The following is a 24,655-nucleotide window of genomic DNA, read 5'->3' as shown; positions in this document are numbered from 1 at the left end:
CTGAAAGGATCGCCGCGCGGGGCCGGTAGAGTTCTAGCAGCAGTAATGGGCCAGGAAAGTTGAGGAGATACGGGTGGCGCACTTCGTGATCATGGGATGCGGCCGGGTGGGAGCAACACTGGCGCACACGCTCGAGGACGCCGGCCACTCCGTGGCCATCATCGACCAGGACGACCGCGCTTTCCGCCGGCTCCGCCAGGGCTTCACCGGCCGGAAGGTCACCGGCGTCGGGTTTGACCGGGACACGCTGAAGCAGGCCGGAGTTGCCGAGGCCTACGCCTTCGCGGCAGTGTCCAGCGGCGACAACTCCAACATCCTGGCCACGCGCGTTGCCCGTGAGACGTTCCACGTCCCGCACGTCGTGGCCAGGATCTACGATCCAGGCCGCGCGGAGATCTACCAGCGGCTCGGCATTCCCACCGTCGCTGCGGTGCGCTGGAGCGCGGACCAGGTCCTGCGGCGCATCCTTCCCGAACAGCACCTGGCCGGCGATTTCCGGGAACCCTCCGGCCAGCTGGTCCTGGCGGAACTGGACCTCGACGCCGGCTGGATCGGGCACCGGATCACCGAGATCGAGAAGACTGCCGACGTCCGGGTCGCCTACCTCACCCGGTTCGGGGAGGGCATCCTCCCCGAACCGGGCATGGCCTACCAGGACGGCGATACCGTCCACGCCATGCTGCTGGTGGACCGCAGCCCGCAGGTCGCCCACATTCTGGCCAAAGCACCCGCCAAGGAGTCGTAGTGAAAGTTGTCATCGTGGGCGCCGGCAGTGTCGGCTCGTCGATCGCCAGGGAGCTGCTGGCGCACAAGCACGAAATCCTGCTCATCGACCTCAAACCGGAGGTCATCGGACGCAGCGGCCTCCGCGGCGCGCACTGGCTGGTGGGCGATGCCTGCGAGCTCAGTACCCTCCAGGGCGCGAAGATGGAGGACGCCGACGTCGTCGTTTCGGCCACAGGCGACGACAAGGTCAACCTGGTGGTGTCGCTCCTGGCCAAGACCGAGTTCGGCGTGGGCCGCACGGTGGGCCGGGTCAACAATCCCAAAAACGACTGGATGTTCAACGACTCCTGGGGAGTGGACGTCGCCGTCAACACCCCCCAACTGATGACCGCCCTCGTGGAGGAAGCGGTGGAGATCGGCGACCTTGTCCGGCTGCTCACCCTGCAGACCGGGGTGTCATCGATCGTGGAGTTCACCGTCCCGCACGATTCGCACGCCATCGGCCTCACCGTGGGCGAGATCCACTGGCCTGAAGACTCCACACTGGTGGCCATCCTGCGGGACCATGCCCCCATCACGCCCAGCCGGGATGACGTGATCGACGGCGGCGACGAACTGTTTTTTGTCACCACCATCGCGGCCGAAGACGAACTGCGCGCCCTGCTCTCCCCCGAATCAGCCGAGGCCTCCGACGGCGACCACGCGCCCGAGGGCGTCCAGCCGGTGGAAGCTCAGGCCCCGGAGGACGACGGCTTCGACGGCTGAGTCCCGGCGTCGGCCTGGACCGGCCGCGTGAGGAGCCAGGCAATCCAGATGCCCAGGATGTACAACGGCGCACCCATGATGAGCCGGGTGGTGGCCAGCGCCGCGAGTCCGTCTTCGCCCAGGAGGTACAGCGGAACCTGCACCACAAGCCGCAGCACAAGGACAGCGATAATGATCCAGGTCCCCAGCCGGTAGGCCTTCAAACGGGCAGGGTCTTTGCGCCAGTCAAGGCCCTCGTTCCGGATGAAGCCGAACAGCAGGCCGGCAATGGGCCACTTAACGAAGATGGACACCATCATGGCCAGGATGTAGGCCGCGTTGGTGAAGAATCCGGGAAGGTAGAAGTCCTCTGCCTTGCCGGTTGTATTGGCCAGCCAGGCAGAGATTCCCACACCCACCACGCCGGCCAGGGCCTGCGTCAGGGGCCGCCGCTGCACGAGCCGCACAACCGTGAACACGGCTGCGGACGCCAAAGCTGCCACCAGTGACGGTGTCAGGTCGCGGGTGATGGTGAAGGCAATGAGGAAAACCAGACCGGGGAGGATGCTCTCGGCAATGCCCTGGACGCCGCCGGCACTGCGCAGTACGTCAATCCGGCCGTCGTGGGTCCGGTGCAGGCCGGCTTTGGCCGCGTACCCTTCGGCGAGCCCGGCCATCGTCGGCTGCTCCTGGGACGGCTCGGAAGGCTTCGGCTCGGAAGGCTTCTCGGGCTGCTGCGGCGCGGTCATTCGTTCTCCTGGCGGGACAGTATTTCGTAGCGTGGATTGAACATGGTGGGCAGGCCCTGGCTGTGCGTCAGCATGCCTTCAAGCCGGACTTCGGTGCCGGCGTCGATTCCCGGGACGCGGCGCCGGCCCAGCCAGATGACGCGGAGGCGGCCTTTGCCCGCCGGCGAACCTGGCCGCGGACCTTCAGAGTCGGTGACGATGGCCGTGAACGCGGCAGTCTGGTCTGCCGGCATGTAGGTGACCGATTCGATGTACCCGTGGCAGGCCACCCGGCCCTTGTCCGGGAGCTCGCTGACAGGCACGCCGGCTCCCCTGTGCGGGGACATGGCACCCTGGGAGGAATCAGCCAATCTGTGTGATCTCCGGGCCGCGTTCGGGTTCCTGCAGCACAGGGGCACCGGGCGGCGGCGTCATGCTCGCATCCTTGGGCAGCCGCAGCTGGAGCAGGTCACGCGGCGGCATGGGGCTGTCTCCGCGGATCACCACAATCTTGCGGAAAAGCGTTTCCAGGGGGCCGGCGGCGTCCCGGTCCACGGCTGCGGCTCCGCCCAGGACGCCGCGCAGGAACCAGCGCGGACCGTCAACCCCCACGAAGCGGGCCACCCGGTAGCCCTGGCTGCCATCCGGCGCACCTGCGGGAAGCTTGGCCACCAGTTCGGTGCCGAACTGGCCCTGGACTTCTTCAACCTGTCCGCCCTGGCTGCCCACGGACTGGCCGATCTGTTCCCGGATCTCGTCCCACAGGCCTTCGGACTTCGGGGCGGCGAACGCCTGGAGCTGCAGGCTGGAGCCGTTCAGGTCCATGGTTACGGCCACCACACGCTGGGTTGCTTCTTCCACCTCGAGGCGGAGCTGCAGTCCCTCGCTGGGTGAGATCAGGAGGGCGCCAAGATCCACGTAGCCGTCACGGCTGGTGATTTCGGAGACATCAAAAGGTCCGGTTGCGCTGCGGCCGGTGGCGTCCGATGACTCCTCCGCGGCCTCCTCCGATGACACCGCGACATCCGGCTCGTCTGCTTGTTCCTTCTTGGCTTTCCTGCCGAGCCCAAAAACCATGGGTCGTCTCCTTAGTTGTGAATGTGCGCGGCCGGCGGTCCCGCCGTGAACCTGGGTTCCGCCGTAAATCGTCAGTGCCGGACGGCCGCCGCTTGCACTGGCCGTGCCGCGCACCCGGTCCGGCTCCGGCAGTGAGTCAGGCTGTGGGAGGGGTAAATCCACCGGTGGAGCCGAACCCGCCGGCCCCCCGCACGGACCCGTCCAGTTCATCGACGGGGACGAACTGTGCGTACTCCACCCGCTGGATGACCATCTGTGCAATTCTATCGCCGCGCCGCAGTTCGATATCCTGCCGGGCGTCCGTATTCAGGAGGGTCACGGAGATTTCGCCGCGGTAGCCTGCGTCAACGGTGCCGGGCGAGTTAACGATCGTCAGACCGTGCTTCGTGGCCAGGCCGGAGCGGGGGTGGATCAGTGCCACGTAGCCGTCAGGCAGGGAAATGGAAACCCCGGTGGGAACCAGCTTCCGCTCCCCCGGCTGCAGGACCACATCAACGCGTGCGCGCAGGTCCGCGCCGGCGTCGCCGGGGTGGGCGTAGGACGGTGCCTCCAGGCCGGCGTCGAGCATTTTCAGCTGTACCTGCAGGGTGGGGGCGCCGAGCACTGCGTGGGCCTGGGGTTCGGAAGCGGTTTCTACCGTGGCAAGTTCGTCAGTCACAGTCACTCACTCTAACGCCCGCGCGCATGTTCGGCCTAGCTTCGGCAGTTCCGGGCCAAGATGAAATAGGCATCCAAAGATGGAAAGCTGGGGGCATGCCCGAATCAAGCTCCGCCGTACCCGTTCCCAACAGCCCCTCCGCCGCTCCTTCGGTGGTTTTCCGGGAGAAACTCTGGCCAACGCCGTGGGTGTGGATCATTGTGGCCGGGATCGCAGGTGCGGGCATCCTGGTGTTCGCCCCGATCAGCGCGGCGGCCGGTTACACGGCGGCAGCGGTGCTGTTCGCCATCATGGCCGTCCTGCTGGTGCTCTCCACCCCCACCATCACGGTCACACATGACGCCCTCACGGTGGGACGGGCAACGATCGAGCGCCGTTTCGTCGGCAGCGTCCAGGCCTTCCGGACCAAGGAAGCGACAGCCGAGCGCGGCACCAGGCTCAACGGGCTGGCCTACCTCTGCATCCGTGGCTGGATCGACCCCGTGGTCAGGATCGACATCACCGACCCCTCGGACCGGACCCCGTACTGGCTGACGTCCACGCGGCGCCCCGAGGAACTCGTCGCCGCCCTGTCCGCCAAATAGCGGCCCGCTGTCCAGGAGCCGTCATCCCGGTCAGCCTTCGCACTCCCTGCAGTAGAAGCGGCCGTCTTTTTGCCTGGCGATCTGGGACCGGTGGCGGACCAGGAAACATGAGGAGCAGGTGAACTCGTCGGCCTGCGCTGGGACCACGTGGACCAGGAGCTCTTCGCCGGAAAGGTCCGCGCCGGGGAGTTCGTAGCCGGCCGCGAGATCACTCTCGTCCTCCTCCACCACCGCGGTGGGCTTGTCCGAACGCCGGGTCTTCAGTTCCTCAATGGAATCCTCGTTGAGGTCTTCTTCGGACTTCCGCGGCGCATCATAATCGGTGGCCATTTCCTCTAAACCTCGCTTTCCGGCGGCCGGGTGTGTCACCTTCATAACGCCGGACACTGCGCGTTTGTGCCCTGCGTGGGGCACATCTTTCCGCAAGCCGGCAGTAAAAGCCAGAGCCCGGGACAGGTCCCGGGCGTGGTCTCTCCAAAACGGCAGCGGCCGCCGCCGCGCTCCCCGGCAAAGGCCCGGAAACTCCCGGAATATCGCGGCGCGCCCTCTCTCCTAACCCAAAAAGGGACTGCCGGGTGGCAGAGTTTCGATTGATAGTAATGCCAGGGTGGAGGATTTGTATGCAGGATCTACGGCTTGTAGGCGTACACGACGACGGGGAGCATCTCCTGTTGAGCGGTGCCGGCGGCGAGATGTTCCAGCTGCCGATCGATGAAGCGCTGCGGGCGGCCAGCCGGTCTTCGGCGAAGGCAGCGTTTGGCGCGCCCCCCGTTGCCATGTCCCCGCGGGATATCCAGGCGAGGATCCGCAGTGGTGCCACCGCCGCGGAGGTCGCAGACCTTTCCGGGCTGCCCCTTGCCAAGGTCGAACGCTACGAGGGGCCCGTGCTCGCTGAGCGTGAGTATGTGGCCCAGCAGGCCCGGAAAATCGAGGTCGCGTCCCCTTCGCCCGGTCACGACGCGTACCGTTCCGCTTTCGGCGACAACCCGGCGTCGCTCGACGACATGGTCTCGCACCGGCTGCGGGCCCACGGCATCGAACCGTCCGCCGTCGAATGGGACTCCTGGCGGCGTCCGGATGGCAGCTGGACTGTGGCTGCCCGTTTCGAAGCGAAGAAGGACGGCACGGCAGGCATCGGTGAGGAACCGCCGGCCCTGTGGACCTTCAGCCCTGCCCGAAAGTCCCTGCAGAACGCCAACCGCTGGGCGCAGCAGCTCAGCGAGCTCGAACCCCTGGACGGCCTTGTTCCGGCACGGCGGCTGACCGCCGTCTCGGACCGGCCTTTTGATTTTGAGACCGACGCCGAAGCGGCAGCCCGCCACTCTTCCGGCCCGCACACGGGCCCGCATGCCCTCCAGCCGGCCGGCAAGGACGCCGACGGACTGCTGGACATGCTCCGTTCACGCCGCGGCCAGCGGCTGGGTGTGGACGAGGACGCCGATGACGCCCTCGCGCTGCTTCTCACGCACGGAGTACCGGCAGCACATCCGAGGCCTTCCGAGGTCCAGCCCGAGCCGGAGCAGCAGGAGCCGGCTCCCGCCGGTTCCGAGCCCGACGCCCCTGCGGCCCAGGCTGATCCCCTCACCCGCAGGCGTGACGCCAGGCCGTCCATGATGTCGCGGCTGAGCCTCATTCCTTTGCACAAGGACGACGACGACGATGACGTCCTGAAACTGCACGACGGCGTGAGCACCGAAACACGGGAAGTCACCATTGTGGCGTCCCCGCCCCGCCCGGCCGGACAGGGCACTCCCGCTGCCGTCCCGCCGAAGGAGCACACAGGTGCCAGTTTTGGCCTTGAGGAGCTGCTCGGGGGCCGGAACCTGCGGCGTCCCAGTGACGAATCCGCTCCGGTTTCCCGTGCTGACCGTGATGCTGACGTGCCCGAACGGCAGCCTTCCAAGCCGAAGCGCTCCAGCATTCCAACCTGGGACGAGATCGTGTTCGGGACCAGGGGCGACTAGCCTGCTGTTCCGCCTGAACCTCGCCACAGGCACGCGTCCGTCTCGAACGGCAACAGCTGGTCCTGCTGGGCCATGATGTGGGCACCGTGCGCGGTGACCCGCCGCATGTAGTGACGGCGGCACAGGGTCTCGTAGCCCACCACCGGATGCTCGCCTTCGGTGCCGGCCGCCGTGGGGTCGCTGGCCATGTCCACATCGCCCACCACCACCTGGGCGCCTTCCACGACCATCACACCGTCCACGGTGCGTGCGTTGTGGGTGGCCCGCCGCCCGCACCAGCACAGCGCCTCCACCTGCAGGACCTGGACCCGGTCGGCGAGTTCGACCAGCCGCTGGGACCCGGGAAAAAGCCTCGTGCGGAAGTCCGCGGTGATCCCGAACGCAAAAACATCGACGTCGATCTCGTCCACGAGCCGCGCCAGCTGTTCCACCTGGAGGGGCGAATAGAACTGCGCTTCGTCACAGATCAGGTAGTCCACGCGCTGGCCGCGGGTGCGCCGGTCCACCACTTCATCCCAGAAGTCCGTAACGTCCGTGACCTCAACGGCGTCGGTTTCCAGCCCAAGCCGGCTGGAAATCCGGGAGCCGCCGGCGCGGTCGTTCCGGCTGAACCTGATCCCGCCGCGTCCGCGGGCACGGTGGTTGTAGTCCATCTGCAGGGCCAGCGTGGACTTGCCGCAGTCCATGGTCCCGGAGAAAAACACCAGCTCAGCCACGTCCGGCCTTCCGGCCTTCCGCGGTAAAACACAGCAGCGGGACTTCCCGTTCGGCTTTGGTCAGCGAGCCGTGCTGGCCAACTACCTCCATGGCGGCCGGGCGCACCCGGCGCTTGTCGTAGAGTGCCAGGGCGTCCCGCGCGGCGATCATCACGTCGCCGATCCGGGGTCCGACGGCGGGACGCAGGTCTCCGAACAGGCCACCGGCCACTGCCTCGTCACGGGTGAACGCCCAGATCCTGTCGCCGAAACGGTTCCGCCAGGCATCAAGCAGCCGGTCCCGTCCGGCGTCGTCGACCCCCTCCTCAAGGTAGAGGTGCACCATCCTGGGCTCGCCCGCAGTGTGCCGCACGCCGGCGATGAGGGCGGGATCCGCCGAGTAGTCGATCCGCTGCGCCGGCGGCACGTCAAGCATGCCGTGGTCCGCGGTCAGCAGCACGGTGGTTCCGGCCGGGAGGGAGGCGTTGAGGCGCTTGACGGTGGCGTCCAGCTCCTCGAGCTGGTGTTCCCACTGCTCCGACTGGCAACCGTACCGGTGGCCGGCCTTGTCCAGTTCGTTCACGTAGAAGTACATCAGCGACGGCCCGGCCGCAGCCATGGCCTCGGCGGCGGCGCCCGTGCGGGCATGCGAGGTGGTGCCAGAGATGAAGCGGCCGCCACGGAGTGCCGCCTGGGTCATGGGCGAGTTGCCGAACTGCGGCAGGCTCACCGTGGTCACGTCGACGGAGGCGGCGGCCCGTTCAAAAACCGTCGGGTACGGCTGCCACGTGAGCGGGTCCACGCCGGCGTCCCAGTTGCCGAGCATGTTGACCACTTTGTCCTGGTCCGGGTCCAGGACGTCGTAGCCCACCATTCCGTGCTGGCCCGGGGCCAGCCCGGTCCCGAAGCTGGCGAGGGCCGCTGCCGTGGTGGACGGGAAGGTGGAGTCCAGCCAGACGGGAATGTTGCCCTGCCCCTTGTTCATGACAGAGCGCAGGAACGGAGTGTGCGCGGACTTCTGCTTCAGCAGGTTCCGGCCGAGTCCGTCCGCCAGGACCACGCAGACCCGTGACGACGGCGGCAGGCCCAGGGTGTTGGTGAACCCGTCCACGCCCAGGCTTGCGGCGGCGCTGGTGAGCACGTCCGCGATGGAGCGCTGGCCGAAGGCGGGCGGGTGCGGCAGGGTGGCCGAGACGGACCGTTCGGCCGGAGATGCTTCGGCCACAGATGCAGGGACTGCGGTTTTTCCGTGGTCCGGCATCAGCGCTGCTGGTGTCCGCGGCTGAGGCGGTTTCCGAAGACGCCTGCACGCGGCCGGGGCTGCATGGACTGTGCGCCGTGCAGGACCGGCGAGGTGGATCCTGTGTTGACGGCCCGCAAAGCACGGGCGAAGAGCTTGGCGTCCTGGACGGCCTGCAGCCCGTCGGCTTCCGCGCTGATCCGCAGCACGATGTCCTCCTGGGCGATGGTGCCGCTGTAGCCGTGGTCAGCTTCACACTGCGGGTCCCCGCAGCTGGCCGGGCCCATGTCCAGCCGCTGGCCGCCGGACCAGGCGATGGCCAGGGTCAGTTCGCGCACCGGGTCGGAGGGCTTGTAGTTCTGCGGCTGGGCGTACATGTAGCTGAGGACCACCGACCGGATCTGCGCCACCGGAACGGACTCGGTGGAGATCTGGGCCACGATCTGTTCGCCGGCTTCATCCAGCTGCTGGTCGTCCACGTGTGTGATGACGAGCATGTCGGAGGTGAGCACCAGGACCGTGATGTGGCGCCGGACCTCTGCCCGGTCAAAGTGGGTCTCAAGGTGGACCAGGTGGGCGACGCAGTCGCGGCCGTCAAGGGCGTCGTCGACGACGTCGGCCACCAGCCGGGGGTAGAAGCCTGCCTGTTGGAGGGCACCGTCAAGGCTCTGGCCCTGCGCGCTGTGGCTGTGTGAGCTGTGGGGTCGGGTGGCCTGGTTGTCATTGCCGGGCGTTTGAGGCGTCGACGTGGGAGGCTGTGAGCTCATTCCCCCATTTTCACAGATCGGCCGGGGACTTGCTAACTGCGGCTACCCCAGCATGGCCCGCCGGGCGCTGTCCGTCCGCTGGGCTGCGTTCCCGATCCGAACGTCCGCGGCGAGGATGGCCACTCCCTGCGTTCCGCAAAGCACGGGGTTGAATTCGACGAGGGCAATCTCGGGGTGGTTGTCCTTCATCCAGGCAAGCCGGCCGGCAAGTTCCTCCAGTGCCGCCACATCCACGGCGGGCAGGCCCTGGTAGCCGAAGAGCTTGCGGGCGGCCCGCGGGCTCCGGATGAAGTCCTTGACATCGGCTGCGGACAGGGGCGGCGTTCGGTGGGCCCAGTCGTCCAGCAGGTTGACGGCATCGCCGGCCAGGCCGAACGAGACGACAGGGCCCAGCAGCGGGTCTTCGATGGCCCGGAAGGTGCAGGCCTGCCCCACCGGGGCCATGGACTGCACCTCGAGCGACGCCGGGCCGTACGATGCCAGCGAGCGCCGCATCTGCACGATGTTGTGGCGCAGCGATTCGGCGTCCTCGATGCCCAGGCGCACGCCGCCCAGGTCCAAACGGTGCCGGAGCGCCGGGTCGGTGGTCTTGAGGGCGACGGGCCATCCCAGCGCCTGGGCCGCATCGACGGCCTGGTCCTCGGTTTCGAACCCGAGGGACGGCAGGACGCTGATCCCGTAATACTCCAGCAGCGAAGCGGCCGCGTCCTGGTCGAGCTGTTTAAGCTGCTCGCCGTGGACGTCCGCGAGCAACAGCTCCAGGCCGGCGCGGGCGCCGTCGGGGTCGCATCCGACGGGCTCCACAAAGTGGCCGTGGTCCCGCGCAACCCATTCGGCGTACCGGACCACGGCTGCGAGCGCCGCCACGGCCGCTCCGGGGTTGGAAAAGCACGGGACGGCCGGCGCCTCGCCCACCATCCCTTCCACGTAGATGGAGGGGTCAAGGATGCCGGCGAAGGCAGCCACTACGGGTTTGCCTGCTTCCGCGGCACATTCGGCCAGGACTCCGGCGATGTTTTCCACGGTGAGGCCGCGCGCCGGGAGCAGGGCCGCCACGACGGCGTGCACGTGCTCGGACGCCAGGGTGTCCTGGAGGGTGCGCCGGAGGGCCGGCAGCGCGAGCGACATGCCGGCGTCGAGGTCCAGGCCTGTGACCAACGAACCCACGCCCAGGCCATGGGCCAGGGCACTGTCCGCCACGACTTTGGCCAGGGCCTGCGAGTTGCTGAGGATCGCCAGCTCCGGGCCTGCCGGCAGCGGCTGCCCGGCCACGATCTGGGCCACGTCCATGAGCTGTTCGATGGTTTCCACCCTGATGACCCCTGACTGGCGCATCATGGCATCCAGGGCACCGGCGGGCGCCTGGGTGGTGCGGACGGCATGCCCGGGCGGCAGGCGCAGGCCCATGGACTCGGATTTGGCCACGATCACCGGTTTGGTCCGCGCCAGCCGGCGGGCGAGGCGGGAGAATTTGCGGGGGTTGCCGATCGATTCCAGGTACAGGGCGACCGCGGCGGTGTCTGCGTCGTCCTCCCAGAACTGCATCATGTCGTTTCCGGAGACGTCCGCCCTGTTGCCTGCCGACAGGAAGGTGGACAGTCCCATCCGCCGCCTGCTGGACGCGGCGTAGAGGGACACCCCGATGGCGGCCGACTGGCTGAACAGGCCCAGGCCGCCGCGCCGCGGCAGGGTGGGTGCCATGGAGGCGTTCAACGATACGTCCGGGTGGGTGTTGACGACGCCCAGCGAGGCGGGGCCGATCACGCGCATCCCGTTGGCCCGGGCCTTGCGGACCAGGTCGCGCTGGCGGGTGAGGCCGCGTTCGCCGTCGTCCGCGAAGCCTGCGGAGGCGACCACCACCCCCTTGACGCCGGCGGCGGCGCAGTCATCCACCACGGCGGGGACTTCCTCGTAGGGTACGGCGATGACCGCGAGCTGCACCGGACCGGGGACCTCGGACAGCCGGCCGAAGGACAGCATGCCGGCGAGCTCCAGCGCCTCGGGATTGATGGCGTAGACGGGCCCGGTGAAGCCGCCTTCGATGATGTGCTCCAGCAGCTGGTGGCCCACCGTCCCCCACTTCCGGCTGGCCCCGATCACGGCAATGGACGACGGCGCCAGCAGGTCCCGCACGCTCCTCGCCTCGGCGCGGTGCTCGCGGGACTCCATCACCGCGCGGGATTTGTCCGTGGGACCGATGTTGAACTCGAGGCTGACCACGCCGTCGTCGAAATGGCGCTTGACGTCGTAGCCGGCGTCGGAGAAAACCATCAGCATTTTCCGGTTCTCCGGCAGCACCTCGGCGCTGAACCGGCGGATCCCGTGTTCCTGGGCGGCTGCCGCGAGATGCTCCAGCAGGATGGAGCCGATGCCCCGGCCCTGGTGCGCGTCCGCGATGTTGAAGGCGACCTCGGCTTCGGTGGGGTCATCGAGCCGGTCGTAGCGTCCGATCCCGATGATTTCGCCGCCGATGGTGATCACGAACGCCACCCGGTCCTTGTAGTCCACCTCCGTGAAGCGCTTGAGCTCCTTACTGGAGAGCCGGGCTTTGAAGGCGAAGAACCGCATGTAGATGGAGTCCTGGGACTGGCCGGTGTGGAAGGCCTGCACGGCGTCGGCGTCGGCGGGGTGGATGGGCCTCAGATGGGCGGTTCCGCCGTCGCGCAGAACGACATCGGCTTCCCAATATTCCGGATATACGCCGTCCCCGGGCTGATCCACCATAGGCTTAGCCTAGCCAAAAACTCCCGCCGCACACCCCGGTGCGGCCAATCAGTGCCAGACCAGTACCCCCAGAAGGATTTACCAGCCCCATGGCCCGCCGCCAAAGTCCTGCCCCCGCAGTGGATTCCAGCCCGTTCACCGAGAACATCGTGGATATCGATGTCACGTCCGAGATGGAAGGCTCCTTCCTGGAGTACGCCTACTCGGTGATCTACTCCCGGGCGCTGCCTGACGCCCGCGACGGCCTCAAGCCGGTGCAGCGGCGGATCCTGTACATGATGAGCGAGATGGGCCTCCGGCCGGACCGCGGCCACGTCAAGAGCGCGCGCGTGGTGGGCGAGGTCATGGGCAAGCTGCATCCGCATGGCGATACAGCCATCTACGACGCCATGGTGCGCATGGCCCAGGACTTTTCGCTGCGGCTCCCCCTGATCGACGGGCACGGCAACTTCGGCTCGCTCGACGACGGCCCGGCAGCGCCACGGTATACGGAGGCTCGGCTGGCGGCGGCCGCATTGACCCTCACGGACCACCTCGACGAAGACGTGGTGGACTTCGTCCCCAACTACGACAACCAGCTGACCCAGCCGGACGTCCTTCCGGCGGCGTTCCCCAACCTGCTGGTCAACGGCGCCACCGGCATCGCGGTGGGCATGGCCACGAACATGGCCCCGCACAACCTCGTGGAGGTCATCTCCGCCGCGCGGCACCTGATCGCCCACCCGGACGCCACGCTGGATGACCTGATGCGCTTTGTCCCCGGCCCGGACCTGCCCACCGGTGGCCGGATCGTGGGCCTGGACGGCATCCGCGACGCCTACGCCACCGGCCGCGGCTCCTTCAAGACCCGCGCCAAGGTGGAGATCGAACAGCTGTCGGCCCGCCGCACCGGCCTGGTGGTCACCGAACTGCCCTACATGGTGGGGCCGGAAAAGGTGATCGAGAAGATCAAGGACGCCGTCAACGGCAAGAAGCTGACCGGCATCAGCGACATCGTTGACCTGACCGACCGGAAGCACGGGCTGCGCCTGGTCATCGAGCTGAAAAACGGGTTCAACCCCAACGCCGTGCTGCAGCAGCTGTACCGCTACTCCCCGATGGAAGACTCCTTCGGGATCAACAACGTGACCCTGGTGGACGGGCAGCCGCAGACCCTGGGGCTCGTGGCGCTGCTCACCGTGTACGTGGGCCACCGCATCGACGTCGTCCGCCGCCGCACCGCCTTCCGGCTCGGCAAGAAGAAAGACCGCCTGCACCTGGTGGAAGGCCTGCTGGTGGCCATCGTGGACATCGACGAGGTCATCCAGATCATCCGCTCCTCCGACGAGGCCGCGGCCGCCCGGGTACGGCTGATGTCCATTTACGACCTCACCGAGATCCAGGCCAACTACATCCTGGAACTGCGCCTGCGCCAGCTGACCAAGTTCTCCCGGATTGAGCTGGAAAAGGAACAGGACGAGCTGCGCCGCGAGATCGCCGAACTGGAAGCCATCCTCGGCTCGGAGGAACGGCTCCGGGAGCTCGTCTCGAGTGAACTGGGCGAAATCGCGGAGAAGTATGGCACCCCGCGCCGCACGGTGCTGCTCGAGTCCGAAGCCGTCTCCCCCACCGTGGCCGCAGCCCTCGCCGCACCCAACGGCAAAGGCAAGGCCGCACCGCTGGCACTGGAAATCGCTGATGACCCCTGCTGGGCGATCCTGACGGCGTCCGGGCAGATCGCCCGCACGTCCAACCAGGAGCCGCTGGCCGAGTCAGGTCCGCGGTCCAAACACGACGTCTTTTCGTCAGTCGTCAAGACCTCGGCCCGCGGGGAGATTGCCGCCGTGACGTCGCAGGGCCGCATGCTGCGGCTGCAGGTCATGGACATGCCGGTCCTCCCCCCGATGTCCGGGCTGCCGAACCTCGCCGGCGGCGTCCAGGCCAAGGAATTCATCACCCTGCTCAAGGGCGAAACGCTGGTGGCGTTTGTGCCGCTGGACCAGGTCCTGGCCATCGGCACCGCCCAGGGCGTGGTGAAGCGCGTCCAGCCCGACTACCCCCTGAACCGCGAGGACTGGGAGATCATCGCCCTCAAGGACAAGGACGAGGTGGTGGGTGTGGCCCCGGCCGGGTCCGAAGAGTCCGACCTTGTGTTCCTGACCCGCCAGGCCCAGCTGCTCCGGTTCGCTGCGGGGGCTGTCAGGCCGCAGGGCAGGACGGCCGGCGGCATGGCCGGCATCAAGCTGGCCGCCGATGACCAGGTGGTGTTCTTCGGCGCGGTGGCACCCGACGACGACGACGCCGTGGTGGTCACTATTGCCGGCACCAACGGGGCGCTGCCCGGGACCGCACCGGGGGCGGCCAAGGTGACAGCTTTCGCCGAATACCCTGCCAAGGGCCGTGCCACCGCGGGGGTCCGGGCGCACCGGTTCCTGAAGGGCGAAGACACCCTGCTCCTGGGCTGGGCCGGACACGGCCCGGCGAAGGCGGCCTCGGCCGCCGGGGTGGCGCGTTCCCTGCCGCAGGAGCACGGCAGGCGTGACGGGTCCGGCATCCCGCTGTCCCAGCCCGTCGATGTGGTGGGTCCTGCCATGGCCTGGCCGGATCCGTCCTAGACTGCTGCCATGCCTATCGTTCCTGATGAAAAAGACTGGACCTGGGTCCTGACCCGGCCATGCCCGGAGTGCTCGTTTGACGCTTCGACGGCCACCCCGGCCACCGTGGGACGGACAGTGGAGAACATGCTTCCGCGGTGGCGGGCCGTCCTCCGCCGCCCCGACGCGGCCGAGCGGCCCGACGACGAAACGTGGTCTGCGCTGGAATATGCCTGCCACGTCCGCGACGTGTTCAGCCTGTTTGACCAGCGCCTGAACCTGATGCTCGACGACGACGACGCCCGGTTCGAGAACTGGGACCAGGACCTCACCGCCATTGAGAAGGACTACGCCGGCGCCGACCCGGCGGTGGTCAGCGCCGAGCTGACGGCTGAAGGCCAACAGGTTGCGGAGTCATTCGCCGGTGTGAGGCAGGCCGAGTGGGGCCGGAAGGGCCTGCGCAGCAACGGCTCTGAGTTCACGGTGCTGACCCTGGCGCAGTACTTCCTGCACGACGTCGTCCACCACCTCCACGACGTGGACGGCTGAGCGGATACAAGCTCCCGGTCCCAGGCTTTGCCTGGTGCCGGCCGCGCGGCAGCGCACTCACGCTCCTCCTGTTTCCAATCTATCCCCGGCACCGGGGCTTGCGGCAAGCCCCCGTGCCGGGCGGATAATCGCCGGACGCCGGAAATCAGGGGACGGGAGCAGGAAATGACTGAGGGTTTGTCGACGCACGGGGAACACGAAGTGGTGATCGCCGGGGGCGGTCCCACAGGACTGATGCTGGCGGCCGAGCTGGCGCTGGCGGGGGTCGGCGTTGCCGTTGTCGAGCGGCGCGCCAACCAGGACCTCCCCGGCTCGCGCGCAGGCGGCCTGCACTCCCGCACGATCGAGGTTCTTGACCAGCGTGGAATCGCCGGCCGGTTCCTCGCCGAGGGGCAGGTGGCCCAGGCCGCGGGTTTCGGACCGGCACGCCTGGACCTCAGCGACTTTCCCACCCGGCACAACTACGTGCTGGGGCTGTGGCAGAAACACATCGAGCGGATCCTGGCCGGCTGGGTCAGTGAGCTGCCGGTGAAGTTCTATCGGGCACGTGAGGTGACCGGTTTCGTGCAGGACGCCGCCGGCGTCGACGTCCTGCTGTCCGACGGCCTGTCGCTGCGGGCGGAGTATCTCGTCGGCTGCGACGGCGGCCGCAGCCTGGTCAGGAAAGCAGCAGGCATCGGGTTCCCCGGCTGGGATCCGACCACCAGCAGCCTGCTCGCCCAGGTGGAGATGGCCGAGGAACCGGAACTGGGCATCCGCCGCACTCCCACGGGAATGCACGCCCTCGGCAAGGAGGAGTACGAGATCAAGGACGGCGAAGTCGTCTACAAGCCCGGGGGGACGGTCGGGGTCATGCTGACCGAGCCGCATGTCGGCACCGGCGAGCCCACCCTGCTCGATCTCAGCGAGGGCCTCAAAGCCGTCTACGGAACCGACTACGGGATCCACAGCCCCACCTGGATCTCCAGGTTCACCCATATGACCCGGCAGGCCGCTGCCTATCGGGACAGGCGGGTCCTGCTGGCCGGCGACGCCGCACATGTGCATGCCCCGGATGGCGGGCAGGGGCTCAACACCGGCGTGCAGGATGCGGTGAACCTGGGCTGGAAGCTGGCCCAGGTGGTCAAGGGGACATCCCCGGACGGCCTGCTGGACAGCTATCATGCGGAGCGGCATCCGGTCGGTGCCCGCGTGCTGCGCAATTCCATGGTGCAGGTCGCGCTGCGCCGCCCGGACGAGCGCACGGAAGCCCTGCGGGACACGGTGGCCGAGCTGCTCGGCATGGACGAGCCCCGCAGGCGCTACGCCGCCATGATGTCCGGCCTGGACATCCACTATGACCTCGGCGAGGGACACCCGCTGCTTGGACGCCGCATGCCCGATCTCGACCTCGTCACCGCCGACGGTCAGGTGCGCGTTTTCTCGTTGCTGCACAGCGCCCGGCCGGTGCTGCTCAACCTCGGAGAGTCCGGCAGCTTCGATGCCGTTACGCGCCCGGACCGGGTCCAGCTCGTCGACGCCTCGTACGCCGGTGCGTGGGAGCTTCCGGCGCTGGGAGCGGTCCCAGCGCCCTCAGCGGTCCTGATCCGGCCTGACGGCTACGTGGCCTGGGTGGGCGGCCCCACGCAGCCGGGCCTCGCTGAGGCGCTGACCACGTGGTTTGGACCGCCAGCCGGGCCGTAGCGCGGTCAGGGTGCCGGCACCATGCCGGCGTGCTGCTCCGCATCCTGGACCCGCAGCCGGGACAGTTCCAGCAGGTCGTCCTCCGGGTGGATGTCGGCCAGGTTGTGGGTCACCAGGACCACCGTGCGGTCCGCCAGTCCGGAGCGCAGGTCAGCCAGCATGGCGCGTCCGGCTTCGGCGTCGAGGTGGGCCGTTGGTTCGTCCAGGAGGATGACCTCGGCCCCGGTCATAAGCGTCCGGGCAACAGCCAGCCGCTGCCGTTCCCCGCCGCTGAGGAACGACCCTCCCGGTCCGATCCGGGTGTCCAGTCCTGCCGGCAGGCGGGAGACGAGCCCGCTGAGGCCGACGGCGGCAAGGGCGGCTGCCATGTCGCCGTCAGCTGCGTCCGGGTCATCGGCCGTCGCACGGCCCAGCAGCAGGTTGCCGCGCAGCGTGGAGTCAAACAGGTGCGCCTCCTGCGGGCACCAGGCGGCCCGTCCGGTGACGCGGACCTGGCCTGCGGAGGGTGGAAGGAAGCCAAGCAGCACTGACAGCAGGGTGGACTTCCCGGCACCGGACGGCCCGGTGACAGCCAGCCAGCGTCCGGGCGCGGCAGCCGCGGCCAGCCCGGTGAACACGGGATCCCCGCCGGGCCAGGCTGCCGCCACGCCGTCAAGCTCGAGCCCCGGGACTGCGCCGGCACGGGCGGCAAGGCGAACAGCGCCGTCGTCAGCTGTGCGGGAAGTGGCGGGCGCAGTGGCTGCCGACGGGGTGCCGGCGAGGGCGCCGGACCGGCCGATCCGGCGCAGGACGGTGCGGAATGGCGGGAACTGGCGGGCCGCCGTCGTCATGGCTGCGTAAGGTTCCACCAGCGCCAGCTGCAGCAGGACAACCACCGCCAGCGTGGCGGGCGCCAGCGATCCGTCCAGCACCTGCGGCGCGCCCATGACGGCGGCAGCCAGTGCGGCCACCCCGCAGGCTGCGGTGGTTACTGCCTGCCCCAGGCCCTCGGCCCAGGCGGACCGCTGGGACGCCCGGGTGGCTGCGCGGTCCTCCGCGGCAAGCCCGGCGAGCACTGTGCCGGCCACCCCGTTGGCGTGGAGTTCGGCCCGGGCGTCCAGGGCCGCAGCCGTGCGCCGGAGCACGCCGTCGCGCAGGCTCTGTTCGGCCGTTGCGGACTTCCGGTCGGCCCACAGGGCTGCCGCAGGGGCCAGGAGCAGGCTGGCTGCGGCCGCCGCCGCCACGGCGGGAAGCTCGGCGGGCACCAGCAGGCCTGTCGCTGTGAGCGCCGAGGCGGCCACCGCGGCGGCTGTCAGGGGCGGCAGCACCACGCGCGGAAGCAGGTCCCGGACGGTGTCGACGTCGTTGATCACCGAGCCGAGGACGTTGCCGCCCTGCAGGAGCCGGCGGAGGGACAGCGCCCGGCGGCTCAGTGATTCCCACAGGCGTCCGCGGAGCCGGGTGAGCGCGGCGAACACGGCGTCGTGCACCAGCAGGCGTTCCCAGTAGCGCAGGACGGCGCGCCCGATGCCGAAGAACCGCACGCCCACGATGGCGGTGAGCAGGTACAGGATGGGCGGCTGCTCACTGGCACGGATGATCAGCCAGCCGGACACGCCGGAGAGGCCGACGGCGAACAAAGCCGCAAGCGTTCCCACCACGGCCGCCCCGCTGAACCGGCCGGCGACGGGCGCCAGAAGGCGGGCCAGGAGGACGCCCGTGCCCGATCCCTCTTCGCCGCCGGAACGGCCGCCGGCTGACGGTTCCGCGCCGGCCGGGGCGCCATTTGCCCCCGCGTCTATGCCGGGCGCCGGCAGAACGGCATCCGCGCGTTCCCGGGCCGGGCGGGTTGCCGGTGCGCCGGAAGCCGGGACGGACGGATCCGTCAGGCCCCGCGCCGACACAGGAACCACGTGGTCCGCCAGGGCGCGGGTCCGGGCGTCATGGGCCACCAGGATCACCGTGACCCGGCCCCGCAGCGCCAGGATGGCGTCCTCCACCCGGGCCGCCGAGGCGCCGTCCAGGTGAGCCGTGGGTTCGTCGAGCAGGAGCACCGTGGCGCCCGACCTGATACGCGCCAGCCCGCGGGCCAGTGCCACGCGGCGCAGCTCCCCCGGGCTCAGTTCGGCGGGGTGTTTGGAGGCCAGGTGGCCGGCGGCAGCCGCGGCCAGGCACTCACGGGCCGCCGTCGCATCGGGTTCCGGCGCCCCAGCACGATCCGCCGGTCCGGCCCCGCCGGCCAGGTACAGCAGGACTTCGTCGAGGACCGTCGGCTGCACCATCACGGGATGCTGCGGAACCCACGCGACGCTGCCACGCCCGAAGCCGCCGAGCTGGCCGGTGACACTGGTGCCCACACCGTCGCCGATCGTCCCGGCCAGCACTGCCAGCACGGTACTTTTCCCCGCCCCGCTGGGGCCGTCCAGTGCGGTGATCCGGCCCAACGGGGCGGTGAAGGTGAGGGGCCCGACGGCGGGTGCGGACCTGCCCGCATAAGTCACCTCGAGGCCGGTGACCGTCACTCCCCCGCCGGCTGCCGCAGCAGCCGCGGTGCCGCCGTCGGCCTCCACGGCCCGGGCCTTGCCGGCGGGCAGGGGCCGGGGCTCGGGCGCCGAGGTGACTGCGGTTGTTTCGGCGAGCGCCGCGCGTCCGTCGTCGCTGGCGTGGTGGGCGGTGCCCAGCTCACGGAGGGGGAGGTAGCAGTCCGGTGCGAGGATCAGGGCCAGGAGCCCGGCTTCCAGCGGCATGTCGCCGTGCACCAGGCGCACGCCGATGAAGACGGCCACCACCGCCACCGAGATGGTGGCGATGAGCTCCAGGGCCAGTGCTGAGAGGAACGCGGTGCGCAGTGTCGTCATGGTCCGGGAACGGTACTCTTCGGAAATCTCCTCAAGCGCTTTGCGCTGGGCCGTGGCGCGTCCCAGTCCCACCAGCACCGGGAGGCCTTTCGCCAGCTCAAGCATGTGGGCGGAGAGCCGGGACAGGCTGGCCTGGGCGGCCCGGACGTTGTCCTCCGTATACCGGCCGATCAGGACCATAAAGAGCGGGACCAGCGGGACGGTCAGGACGATCACCACGGCACTGACCCAGTCGGCGAACAGGATCCGGGCCCCGAGCAGCAGCGGAATGGCCGCGCAGTTCACCAGTGCGGGCAGGAACTGGGTGTAGTAGCTGTCCAGCGCATCCAGGCCCCGGGTGGCCAGGACTGCCAGGCCGCCGTCCGCAGGGCCGGTGGCGCGGGCCCCGTTCCGCAGGGCCCGGGCCAGCAGTCCGTTCCGCAGCTCCTCCTTGACGCCCAGGGCAGCGCGGCGGGCGGCAACTCCCTGGGCCCAGACGGTCACCGACCGCAGCACGACGCCGGCCAGTCCCCACCCGATCCCGTCCTGCCAGCCGGGGTCGGCGGCGGTGAGGCCCGCGAGCATGGACGCGACCGCCTGCCCCATCAGGACCAGGGAGAGGGCCTTCAGGGCCGCCAGGAATCCGAGCCAGTAGATGGCTGAGCGCGTGACGGGGCCGGACGGGAAGCCTGGGCGCACGGCTCAGCCCTTGGTGGTGAAGGCTTTGGCAGCGATGGCCGGGAGGAAGCTGTGCGCCTCCGGGATGTGGGCGGCGCTGACGCGGCGGCGGAACACCCAGTAGGTCCAGGCCTGGTAGGCAATGACCAGCGGCAGCCCCACGGCCGCCACGATGCTCATCAGCCCCAGGGTGTAGTCCGAGGATGAGGCGTTGGAGATGGTGAGGTTGAATTCCGGGCTGAGCGTGGACGGCAGCACCACAGGGAACACAGCGCCGAAGATCGAGGCGGACCCCAGGACGAGGAAGGCTCCCAGCGCTGCGAACGCCCGTCCCTCGGCGCCCAGGCGGGCCAGGAACCAGGCTGCTGCCGCGGCCACAACGGCTGCGGCCACGGCGGCGAACGTCCACGGCTTGCCGGCGAGGAGCTGGATGCTCACGGCCCAGCCGGCCAGCGGCAGGAGCAGGACCGGCAGGAAGCGGACGAACCAGCTGCGCGCACGGTGGCGCACCTCGCCGTCGGTCTTCAGGGCAAGGAAGGCCAGGGCATGCAGCAGCGAGAAGCAGACCACGGCCAGCCCGCCCAGGACCGCGTACCAGCTGAACCACGCGAACGGTCCGCCTTCGCGGTCGCCGTTGGCGTTAAGCGGCAGCCCGGTGGTGGTGAGCGCCAGCGCCGCGCCGACCCCGAACGCGGCGAAGAACGACCCGAGGGCAATGGCCCAGTCCCAGCGGGCGCGCCAGCTGTCGCTGTCCACCTTGCCGCGGTACTCGAAGGCGACGGCGCGGAAGATGAGCGCCACAAGCACCACCAGCAGCGGCAGGTACAGGGCGGAGAAGAGGGACGCGTACCAGAGCGGGAACGCGGCGAAGGTTGCACCGCCGGCGGTCAGGAGCCAGACCTCGTTGCCGTCCCAGACCGGTCCGATGGTGTTCAGCAACACGCGGCGCTCGGTGTTGTTCCGGGCGAAAAGCCTCATGAGCATCCCCACGCCGAGGTCGAAACCCTCCAGGAAGAGGTATCCCGTCCACAGCACCGCGATGGCGATGAACCAGATGGTGGGCAGCAGTTCCATTGTTGCGTTTCCTCTGCTCTTAGTAGGCGAATGCCAGGACGTCGTCCGCGGGCTTGCCGGGACCCGGGCCGCCCTTGCCGCCGGGCGTGGCGTCCCCGTTTTCGTCCACCGGGGAGTGGGCCAGTTCGGGCATGGCCGAGACGATGCCGCCGCGGATGTACTTGACCAGCAGCTTCACTTCCACCACCAGCAGGAGCGCGTACACGGCGGTCAGCACCACCAGCGAGGTCAGCAGTTCGCCGGCGGAAACGCCCGGGGAGACGGCCGCGGCGGTGAACATAAACACCTGGTCAATGCCGTTCAGGTCCGGGTTCGGGGCCACAACAAAGGGCTGCCGGCCCATTTCGGTGAAGATCCATCCCGCGGCGTTGGCGCCGAACGGGGCCAGGATGCCAAACACGGCCAGCCGCATCAGCCAGGGGGACTCGGGGACTGTTCCCTTGCGTGTCACCCACAGCGCGACGAGCGCCGCCAGGGCCGCGAGGCCGCCGAAACCGATCATCATACGGAAGCCCCAGTAGGTCACCTCCATGACGGGGACGTACTGGATCTCCTGGCCGGCGCGGTCGCCGTAGATCGGATTGTCCGGCAGGTGCGTGCCGTAGTCGGCTTTGTACTGGTCCAGGAGGCTGTTGACGCCCTTGACCTCGGTGGTGAAGTCCCCCTTGGCCAGGAAGGAGAGGATGCCGGGGACTTCGATCAGGGCGACGATGTCGTCACAGTTGCCGGACCCGAGGTTGCCGACGCTGAGCACGGAGAATCCGGTGCCGTCGTGGCAGGCTGCCTCCGCCGCCGCCATCTTCATGGGCTGCTGCTCGAACATCAGCTTGCCCTGCAGGTCGCCGGTGAGGGCGGTGCCGGCGAAGGAGATCATCGCGACGACGGCGCCGATGCGGAGGGAGCGGATCCAGACTTTATGGTCGGTCCGGTCCCGGCCCGGAATGTCAGCCTCGCCGGGCACGACGTTGCCGTCAGCGTCCACGGTGTCTATGCCGTCACGCCGGCGCCGCCAGAGGTGGTACCAGGCGATGCCCAGCAGGAAGCCGCCGGCCACAGCCAGCGCGCCCATCAGGGTGTGCGGGACGGCCACCAGGGCTGTGTTGTTGGTGAAGACGGCCCAGGCGTCGGTCATGACGGGCCGGCCGTCGATCATCTCGACGCCCACCGGGTGCTGCATCCAGCTGTTGGCCACGATGATGAAGTAGGCGGAGAAGAGGGAGCCGACCACGGCGATCCAGAGGCAGGCCAGGTGGATGCCGGGCTTGAGCTGCTTCCAGCCGAAGATCCAGAGCCCCAGGAACGTGGATTCCACAAAAAACGCCAGGAGTGCCTCCAGCGCCAGCGGGGCGCCGAACACGTCGCCCACAAAGCGGCTGTATTCACTCCAGGCCATGCCGAACTGGAACTCCTGGACGATACCGGTGGCCACGCCCATGATGAAGTTGATCAGGAAAAGCTTGCCCCAGAACTTGGTCATCCGCAGGTATTCCTGCTTGCCCGTGCGGTGCCACATCGTCTGCATGATGGCCACTACCAGGCCCAGCCCGATGGTCAGCGGCACCATCATGAAGTGGTAGACGGTGGTGATGCCGAATTGCCAGCGTGCGATTTCCAAGGCGTCCAAGGCAGTCCCTACTGTTGGCGGGTTCAACTTTTCTACGTTCCGTAGAACTTGACTTCTACCGAGTGTAGAACAATGCTCAGGGCACTGTAAACCAACAGTTCCATCATCACGGCCGGCCCACAAGGCTGCGGCGCGCCCAGTGTTCTACTTGGCGTAGAAAGTGGAGCCGAAACGCGGTAAATTTGTATCTGTAGTGTTCAGCTGTTGTCACCGCGGCCTGCGGGTCCGCGGTGCGGGGAATCAAAGGATGTATGGAATGGCTAGTCTTGGCGAACTGGAACGGGCAGTGATGGACCTGCTCTGGGCGGGCCACGAAGCAGCCACCGCAAACACCCTGCGCGATCTGCTGGCGCAAAGCACGGAAGCCACGGGCGGCGCCGCGGGGCATGAAGGCAAGGAGCTGGCGGTCACCACCGTCCTCACCGTGCTCTCACGGCTGGAGAAGAAAGGCCTCGTTGAGCGGGAGCGCGGCACCAGGCCGCACCGCTACCAGGCCGTTTCCAGCCGGGAGGACCACACGGCCGAGCTCATGCACGAGGTATTGGGATCCGCCCCGGACCGCGAAGCGGTCCTGGCGAGGTTCATCGGGTCTGTGACGGAAAGTGAAGCCGAAACCCTGCGCAAACTGCTCGGCCACATTTAGCGGGCCATGTTCTGGACCTCATACCTGCTGGCGGTCCTTGCGATAGTTCTGGCGTGGCCGGTGCCTATCTTTCTCTCCCGCGCCCAGTGGCCTGCCCGGTCGCCGTTCACCGCGATGCTCCTGTGGCAGGCCATCGCCCTCGCGGGTGGCCTCTCCATGATCGGCGCGATGCTGGTCTACGGCCTGGAACCGATCGGGGACAACCTGATCGCCGGGCTGCGGGCCCTGGCGGGGATGGTGCTGTTTAATGCCCCCACCACAGCCCTGGGCTTCTGGCATCTTTTTGCCCTGTCAGCTGCGGCCCTGCTGACCGCCCACCTGGTCTTCACTCTGCTGCTCACGTACTACAAGATCGAACGGCAGCGGCGGCGCCACCGTGAACTCCTTGCCCTGCTGGCCTCCCCCTCCACCGAAGGGGTAGGAACCGTGGTCATCAGCCATGACTCACCGGTGGCCTACTGCCTGCCCGGCGGCGCACGCTCTGTCACCGTGCTGTCCGATGGCCTGATGGCAGCCCTGGAACCGGCCGAGCTGCGCGCCGTCCTGATCCACGAGAACGCCCACCTCAGCCAGCGCCACCACCTTCTGCTCTGGGCGTTCGCCGCCTGGCGGCAGGCGCTCCCCTGGCTTCCCACCACGCGGCTGGCGCAGGAGTCGGTTAACTCACTCATCGAGATGCTGGCCGACGACGTCGCGTTGAAGACCGAGAGCAAAGCAACCCTCATCAAGGCCATTGCGATCGTGGCCAGCGGCTCGGCTTCATCGGGAGCCGGGGCCGGTTTCCAGCCCAGCGGTACGGCCGGCCTGGCCCTTGAGGGCCTGGAAACCGCGGCAGGCGTCACCGGGTCCGACTCTGCGCGGACCACGGCGTCCAGGGTCAGCAGGCTGCTCTCGCCGCGGCCACAGCTGCCTGCCGCCATCCGCGGCAGCGTCCTGGCAGGCTGCGTCCTGCTGCTGGCGCTCCCCACAGCACTGCTGATCGTTCCCGGCCTGCTCGGCTGAGGACCGGCAGCCCCACCGACGAACCGTGGCCGCCCCGTCAGTGCCGGGTGGCCCATCGGTTGCTCCGCAAGCGCCCTTTTGGGCGCCGAAAACGCGGTGGGCCCAC

General features: G+C 68.6%; 21 protein-coding genes. 9 read left to right on the top strand and 12 right to left on the bottom strand.

Annotated elements, in window-relative coordinates:
* Positions 1–73 precede the first annotated feature (73 nt).
* Both EYS21_RS16170 and EYS21_RS16165 read left to right on the top strand, forming a co-directional pair.
* Positions 74–745, top strand: coding sequence for a TrkA family potassium uptake protein (locus EYS21_RS16170; RefSeq protein WP_131134273.1), 672 nt, complete (start codon positions 74–76; stop codon positions 743–745).
* Entirely contained in the window at positions 745–1,491 is a 747-nt protein-coding gene (locus EYS21_RS16165) for a TrkA family potassium uptake protein (protein WP_131134272.1), read from the top strand. The genes EYS21_RS16170 and EYS21_RS16165 overlap by 1 nt, the downstream gene beginning before the upstream one ends.
* On the opposite strand, the gene EYS21_RS16160 is transcribed toward EYS21_RS16165, so the two are convergent.
* The 4 genes from EYS21_RS16160 to dut form a co-directional block, all read right to left on the bottom strand.
* On the bottom strand, positions 1,458–2,219 hold the full coding sequence (locus EYS21_RS16160; protein ID WP_131134271.1) for a DUF3159 domain-containing protein: 762 nt from the start codon (positions 2,217–2,219) through the stop codon (positions 1,458–1,460). The genes EYS21_RS16165 and EYS21_RS16160 overlap by 34 nt on opposite strands.
* The gene (locus tag EYS21_RS16155) at positions 2,216–2,545 is read right to left on the bottom strand and encodes a hypothetical protein (protein ID WP_131134270.1); all 330 of its coding nucleotides are present in this window, start codon (positions 2,543–2,545) and stop codon (positions 2,216–2,218) included. Before EYS21_RS16155 ends, EYS21_RS16160 begins: the two co-directional genes overlap by 4 nt.
* A gap of 16 nt (positions 2,546–2,561) precedes the next feature.
* Complete coding sequence (locus EYS21_RS16150; protein ID WP_131134269.1) at positions 2,562–3,275, bottom strand: DUF3710 domain-containing protein; 714 nt, start codon at positions 3,273–3,275, stop codon at positions 2,562–2,564.
* A 136-nt stretch (positions 3,276–3,411) separates the two neighbouring features.
* Positions 3,412–3,933 carry a dUTP diphosphatase gene (gene dut / locus EYS21_RS16145; RefSeq protein ID WP_131134268.1) on the bottom strand — a complete coding sequence of 174 codons (522 nt, stop codon included), beginning with the start codon at positions 3,931–3,933 and terminating at the stop codon, positions 3,412–3,414.
* A gap of 95 nt (positions 3,934–4,028) precedes the next feature.
* On the opposite strand from dut, the gene EYS21_RS16140 reads away from it, so the two are divergent.
* Positions 4,029–4,517: a DUF3093 domain-containing protein gene (locus EYS21_RS16140; protein WP_131134267.1), complete on the top strand. Its 489-nt coding sequence runs from the start codon at positions 4,029–4,031 to the stop codon at positions 4,515–4,517.
* A 30-nt stretch (positions 4,518–4,547) separates the two neighbouring features.
* Here EYS21_RS16140 and EYS21_RS16135 read toward each other — a convergent pair whose 3' ends face one another.
* The gene (locus EYS21_RS16135; RefSeq protein ID WP_131134266.1) at positions 4,548–4,847 is read right to left on the bottom strand and encodes a DUF4193 domain-containing protein; all 300 of its coding nucleotides are present in this window, start codon (positions 4,845–4,847) and stop codon (positions 4,548–4,550) included.
* Positions 4,848–5,137: 290 nt separating this feature from the next.
* Between EYS21_RS16135 and sepH the strand changes: the two genes are divergently transcribed.
* Positions 5,138–6,481: a septation protein SepH gene (gene sepH / locus EYS21_RS16130; RefSeq protein WP_131134265.1), complete on the top strand. Its 1,344-nt coding sequence runs from the start codon at positions 5,138–5,140 to the stop codon at positions 6,479–6,481.
* On the opposite strand, the gene EYS21_RS16125 is transcribed toward sepH, so the two are convergent.
* From EYS21_RS16125 to EYS21_RS16110, 4 genes are read right to left on the bottom strand one after another with little or no spacing between them, the layout of a single operon-like run.
* The gene (locus tag EYS21_RS16125; protein ID WP_131134264.1) at positions 6,478–7,197 is read right to left on the bottom strand and encodes a thymidine kinase; all 720 of its coding nucleotides are present in this window, start codon (positions 7,195–7,197) and stop codon (positions 6,478–6,480) included. The two genes, sepH and EYS21_RS16125, sit on opposite strands and share 4 nt — an antisense overlap.
* Positions 7,190–8,437 (bottom strand): nucleotide pyrophosphatase/phosphodiesterase family protein, encoded by a 1,248-nt coding sequence (locus EYS21_RS16120; RefSeq protein WP_131134263.1) that lies wholly within the window; start codon positions 8,435–8,437, stop codon positions 7,190–7,192. The genes EYS21_RS16125 and EYS21_RS16120 overlap by 8 nt, the downstream gene beginning before the upstream one ends.
* The gene (locus EYS21_RS16115; RefSeq protein ID WP_131134262.1) at positions 8,437–9,183 is read right to left on the bottom strand and encodes a DUF5998 family protein; all 747 of its coding nucleotides are present in this window, start codon (positions 9,181–9,183) and stop codon (positions 8,437–8,439) included. Before EYS21_RS16115 ends, EYS21_RS16120 begins: the two co-directional genes overlap by 1 nt.
* 42 nt (positions 9,184–9,225) lie before the next feature.
* The gene (locus EYS21_RS16110) at positions 9,226–11,907 is read right to left on the bottom strand and encodes a GNAT family N-acetyltransferase (RefSeq protein WP_131134261.1); all 2,682 of its coding nucleotides are present in this window, start codon (positions 11,905–11,907) and stop codon (positions 9,226–9,228) included.
* A gap of 89 nt (positions 11,908–11,996) precedes the next feature.
* On the opposite strand from EYS21_RS16110, the gene EYS21_RS16105 reads away from it, so the two are divergent.
* From EYS21_RS16105 to EYS21_RS16095, 3 genes are all read left to right on the top strand, one after another.
* The gene (locus EYS21_RS16105) at positions 11,997–14,501 is read left to right on the top strand and encodes a DNA topoisomerase IV subunit A (protein WP_131134260.1); all 2,505 of its coding nucleotides are present in this window, start codon (positions 11,997–11,999) and stop codon (positions 14,499–14,501) included.
* 9 nt (positions 14,502–14,510) lie between these two features.
* Entirely contained in the window at positions 14,511–15,029 is a 519-nt protein-coding gene (locus tag EYS21_RS16100) for a DinB family protein (protein WP_131134259.1), read from the top strand.
* A 165-nt stretch (positions 15,030–15,194) separates the two neighbouring features.
* The gene (locus EYS21_RS16095; RefSeq protein ID WP_131134258.1) at positions 15,195–16,712 is read left to right on the top strand and encodes an FAD-dependent monooxygenase; all 1,518 of its coding nucleotides are present in this window, start codon (positions 15,195–15,197) and stop codon (positions 16,710–16,712) included.
* Between the two features lie 5 nt (positions 16,713–16,717).
* Here the strand turns inward: EYS21_RS16095 and cydD are convergent, their stop codons facing one another.
* Genes cydD through EYS21_RS16080 form a run of 3 tightly spaced genes read right to left on the bottom strand, consistent with a single transcriptional unit; the run spans position 16,718 to position 22,904 of the window.
* Positions 16,718–20,227: a thiol reductant ABC exporter subunit CydD gene (gene cydD / locus EYS21_RS16090; RefSeq protein ID WP_131134257.1), complete on the bottom strand. Its 3,510-nt coding sequence runs from the start codon at positions 20,225–20,227 to the stop codon at positions 16,718–16,720.
* Between the two features lie 3 nt (positions 20,228–20,230).
* The gene (cydB, locus tag EYS21_RS16085; RefSeq protein WP_131134256.1) at positions 20,231–21,280 is read right to left on the bottom strand and encodes a cytochrome d ubiquinol oxidase subunit II; all 1,050 of its coding nucleotides are present in this window, start codon (positions 21,278–21,280) and stop codon (positions 20,231–20,233) included.
* A 19-nt stretch (positions 21,281–21,299) separates the two neighbouring features.
* Positions 21,300–22,904: a cytochrome ubiquinol oxidase subunit I gene (locus EYS21_RS16080; protein ID WP_131134255.1), complete on the bottom strand. Its 1,605-nt coding sequence runs from the start codon at positions 22,902–22,904 to the stop codon at positions 21,300–21,302.
* Between the two features lie 256 nt (positions 22,905–23,160).
* Between EYS21_RS16080 and EYS21_RS16075 the strand changes: the two genes are divergently transcribed.
* Entirely contained in the window at positions 23,161–23,547 is a 387-nt protein-coding gene (locus EYS21_RS16075; RefSeq protein WP_066285700.1) for a BlaI/MecI/CopY family transcriptional regulator, read from the top strand.
* A 6-nt stretch (positions 23,548–23,553) separates the two neighbouring features.
* The gene (locus EYS21_RS16070) at positions 23,554–24,549 is read left to right on the top strand and encodes a M56 family metallopeptidase (protein ID WP_131134254.1); all 996 of its coding nucleotides are present in this window, start codon (positions 23,554–23,556) and stop codon (positions 24,547–24,549) included.
* Positions 24,550–24,655: the final 106 nt, after the last annotated feature.

Origin of the sequence: Arthrobacter sp. S39, from assembly GCF_004320525.1 — a bacterium.
Lineage (GTDB): Bacteria > Actinomycetota > Actinomycetes > Actinomycetales > Micrococcaceae > Arthrobacter.
The sequence above is the reverse complement of the archived record's forward strand: the minus strand, read 5'-3'. Positions and strand labels throughout refer to the sequence as shown.

Coding starts and splice junctions, on each gene's coding strand:
- EYS21_RS16075 (WP_066285700.1), top strand. CDS start 23,161: ATGGCTAGTCTTGGCGAACTGGAACGGGCAGTGATGGACCTGCTCTGG.
- EYS21_RS16095 (WP_131134258.1), top strand. CDS start 15,195: ATGACTGAGGGTTTGTCGACGCACGGGGAACACGAAGTGGTGATCGCC.
- EYS21_RS16155 (WP_131134270.1), bottom strand. CDS start 2,545: ATGTCCCCGCACAGGGGAGCCGGCGTGCCTGTCAGCGAGCTCCCGGAC.
- EYS21_RS16070 (WP_131134254.1), top strand. CDS start 23,554: ATGTTCTGGACCTCATACCTGCTGGCGGTCCTTGCGATAGTTCTGGCG.
- cydB (WP_131134256.1), bottom strand. CDS start 21,280: ATGGAACTGCTGCCCACCATCTGGTTCATCGCCATCGCGGTGCTGTGG.
- EYS21_RS16120 (WP_131134263.1), bottom strand. CDS start 8,437: ATGCCGGACCACGGAAAAACCGCAGTCCCTGCATCTGTGGCCGAAGCA.
- EYS21_RS16105 (WP_131134260.1), top strand. CDS start 11,997: ATGGCCCGCCGCCAAAGTCCTGCCCCCGCAGTGGATTCCAGCCCGTTC.
- EYS21_RS16150 (WP_131134269.1), bottom strand. CDS start 3,275: ATGGTTTTTGGGCTCGGCAGGAAAGCCAAGAAGGAACAAGCAGACGAG.
- EYS21_RS16140 (WP_131134267.1), top strand. CDS start 4,029: ATGCCCGAATCAAGCTCCGCCGTACCCGTTCCCAACAGCCCCTCCGCC.
- EYS21_RS16110 (WP_131134261.1), bottom strand. CDS start 11,907: ATGGTGGATCAGCCCGGGGACGGCGTATATCCGGAATATTGGGAAGCC.
- EYS21_RS16135 (WP_131134266.1), bottom strand. CDS start 4,847: ATGGCCACCGATTATGATGCGCCGCGGAAGTCCGAAGAAGACCTCAAC.
- EYS21_RS16115 (WP_131134262.1), bottom strand. CDS start 9,183: ATGAGCTCACAGCCTCCCACGTCGACGCCTCAAACGCCCGGCAATGAC.
- EYS21_RS16100 (WP_131134259.1), top strand. CDS start 14,511: ATGCCTATCGTTCCTGATGAAAAAGACTGGACCTGGGTCCTGACCCGG.
- sepH (WP_131134265.1), top strand. CDS start 5,138: ATGCAGGATCTACGGCTTGTAGGCGTACACGACGACGGGGAGCATCTC.
- EYS21_RS16160 (WP_131134271.1), bottom strand. CDS start 2,219: ATGACCGCGCCGCAGCAGCCCGAGAAGCCTTCCGAGCCGAAGCCTTCC.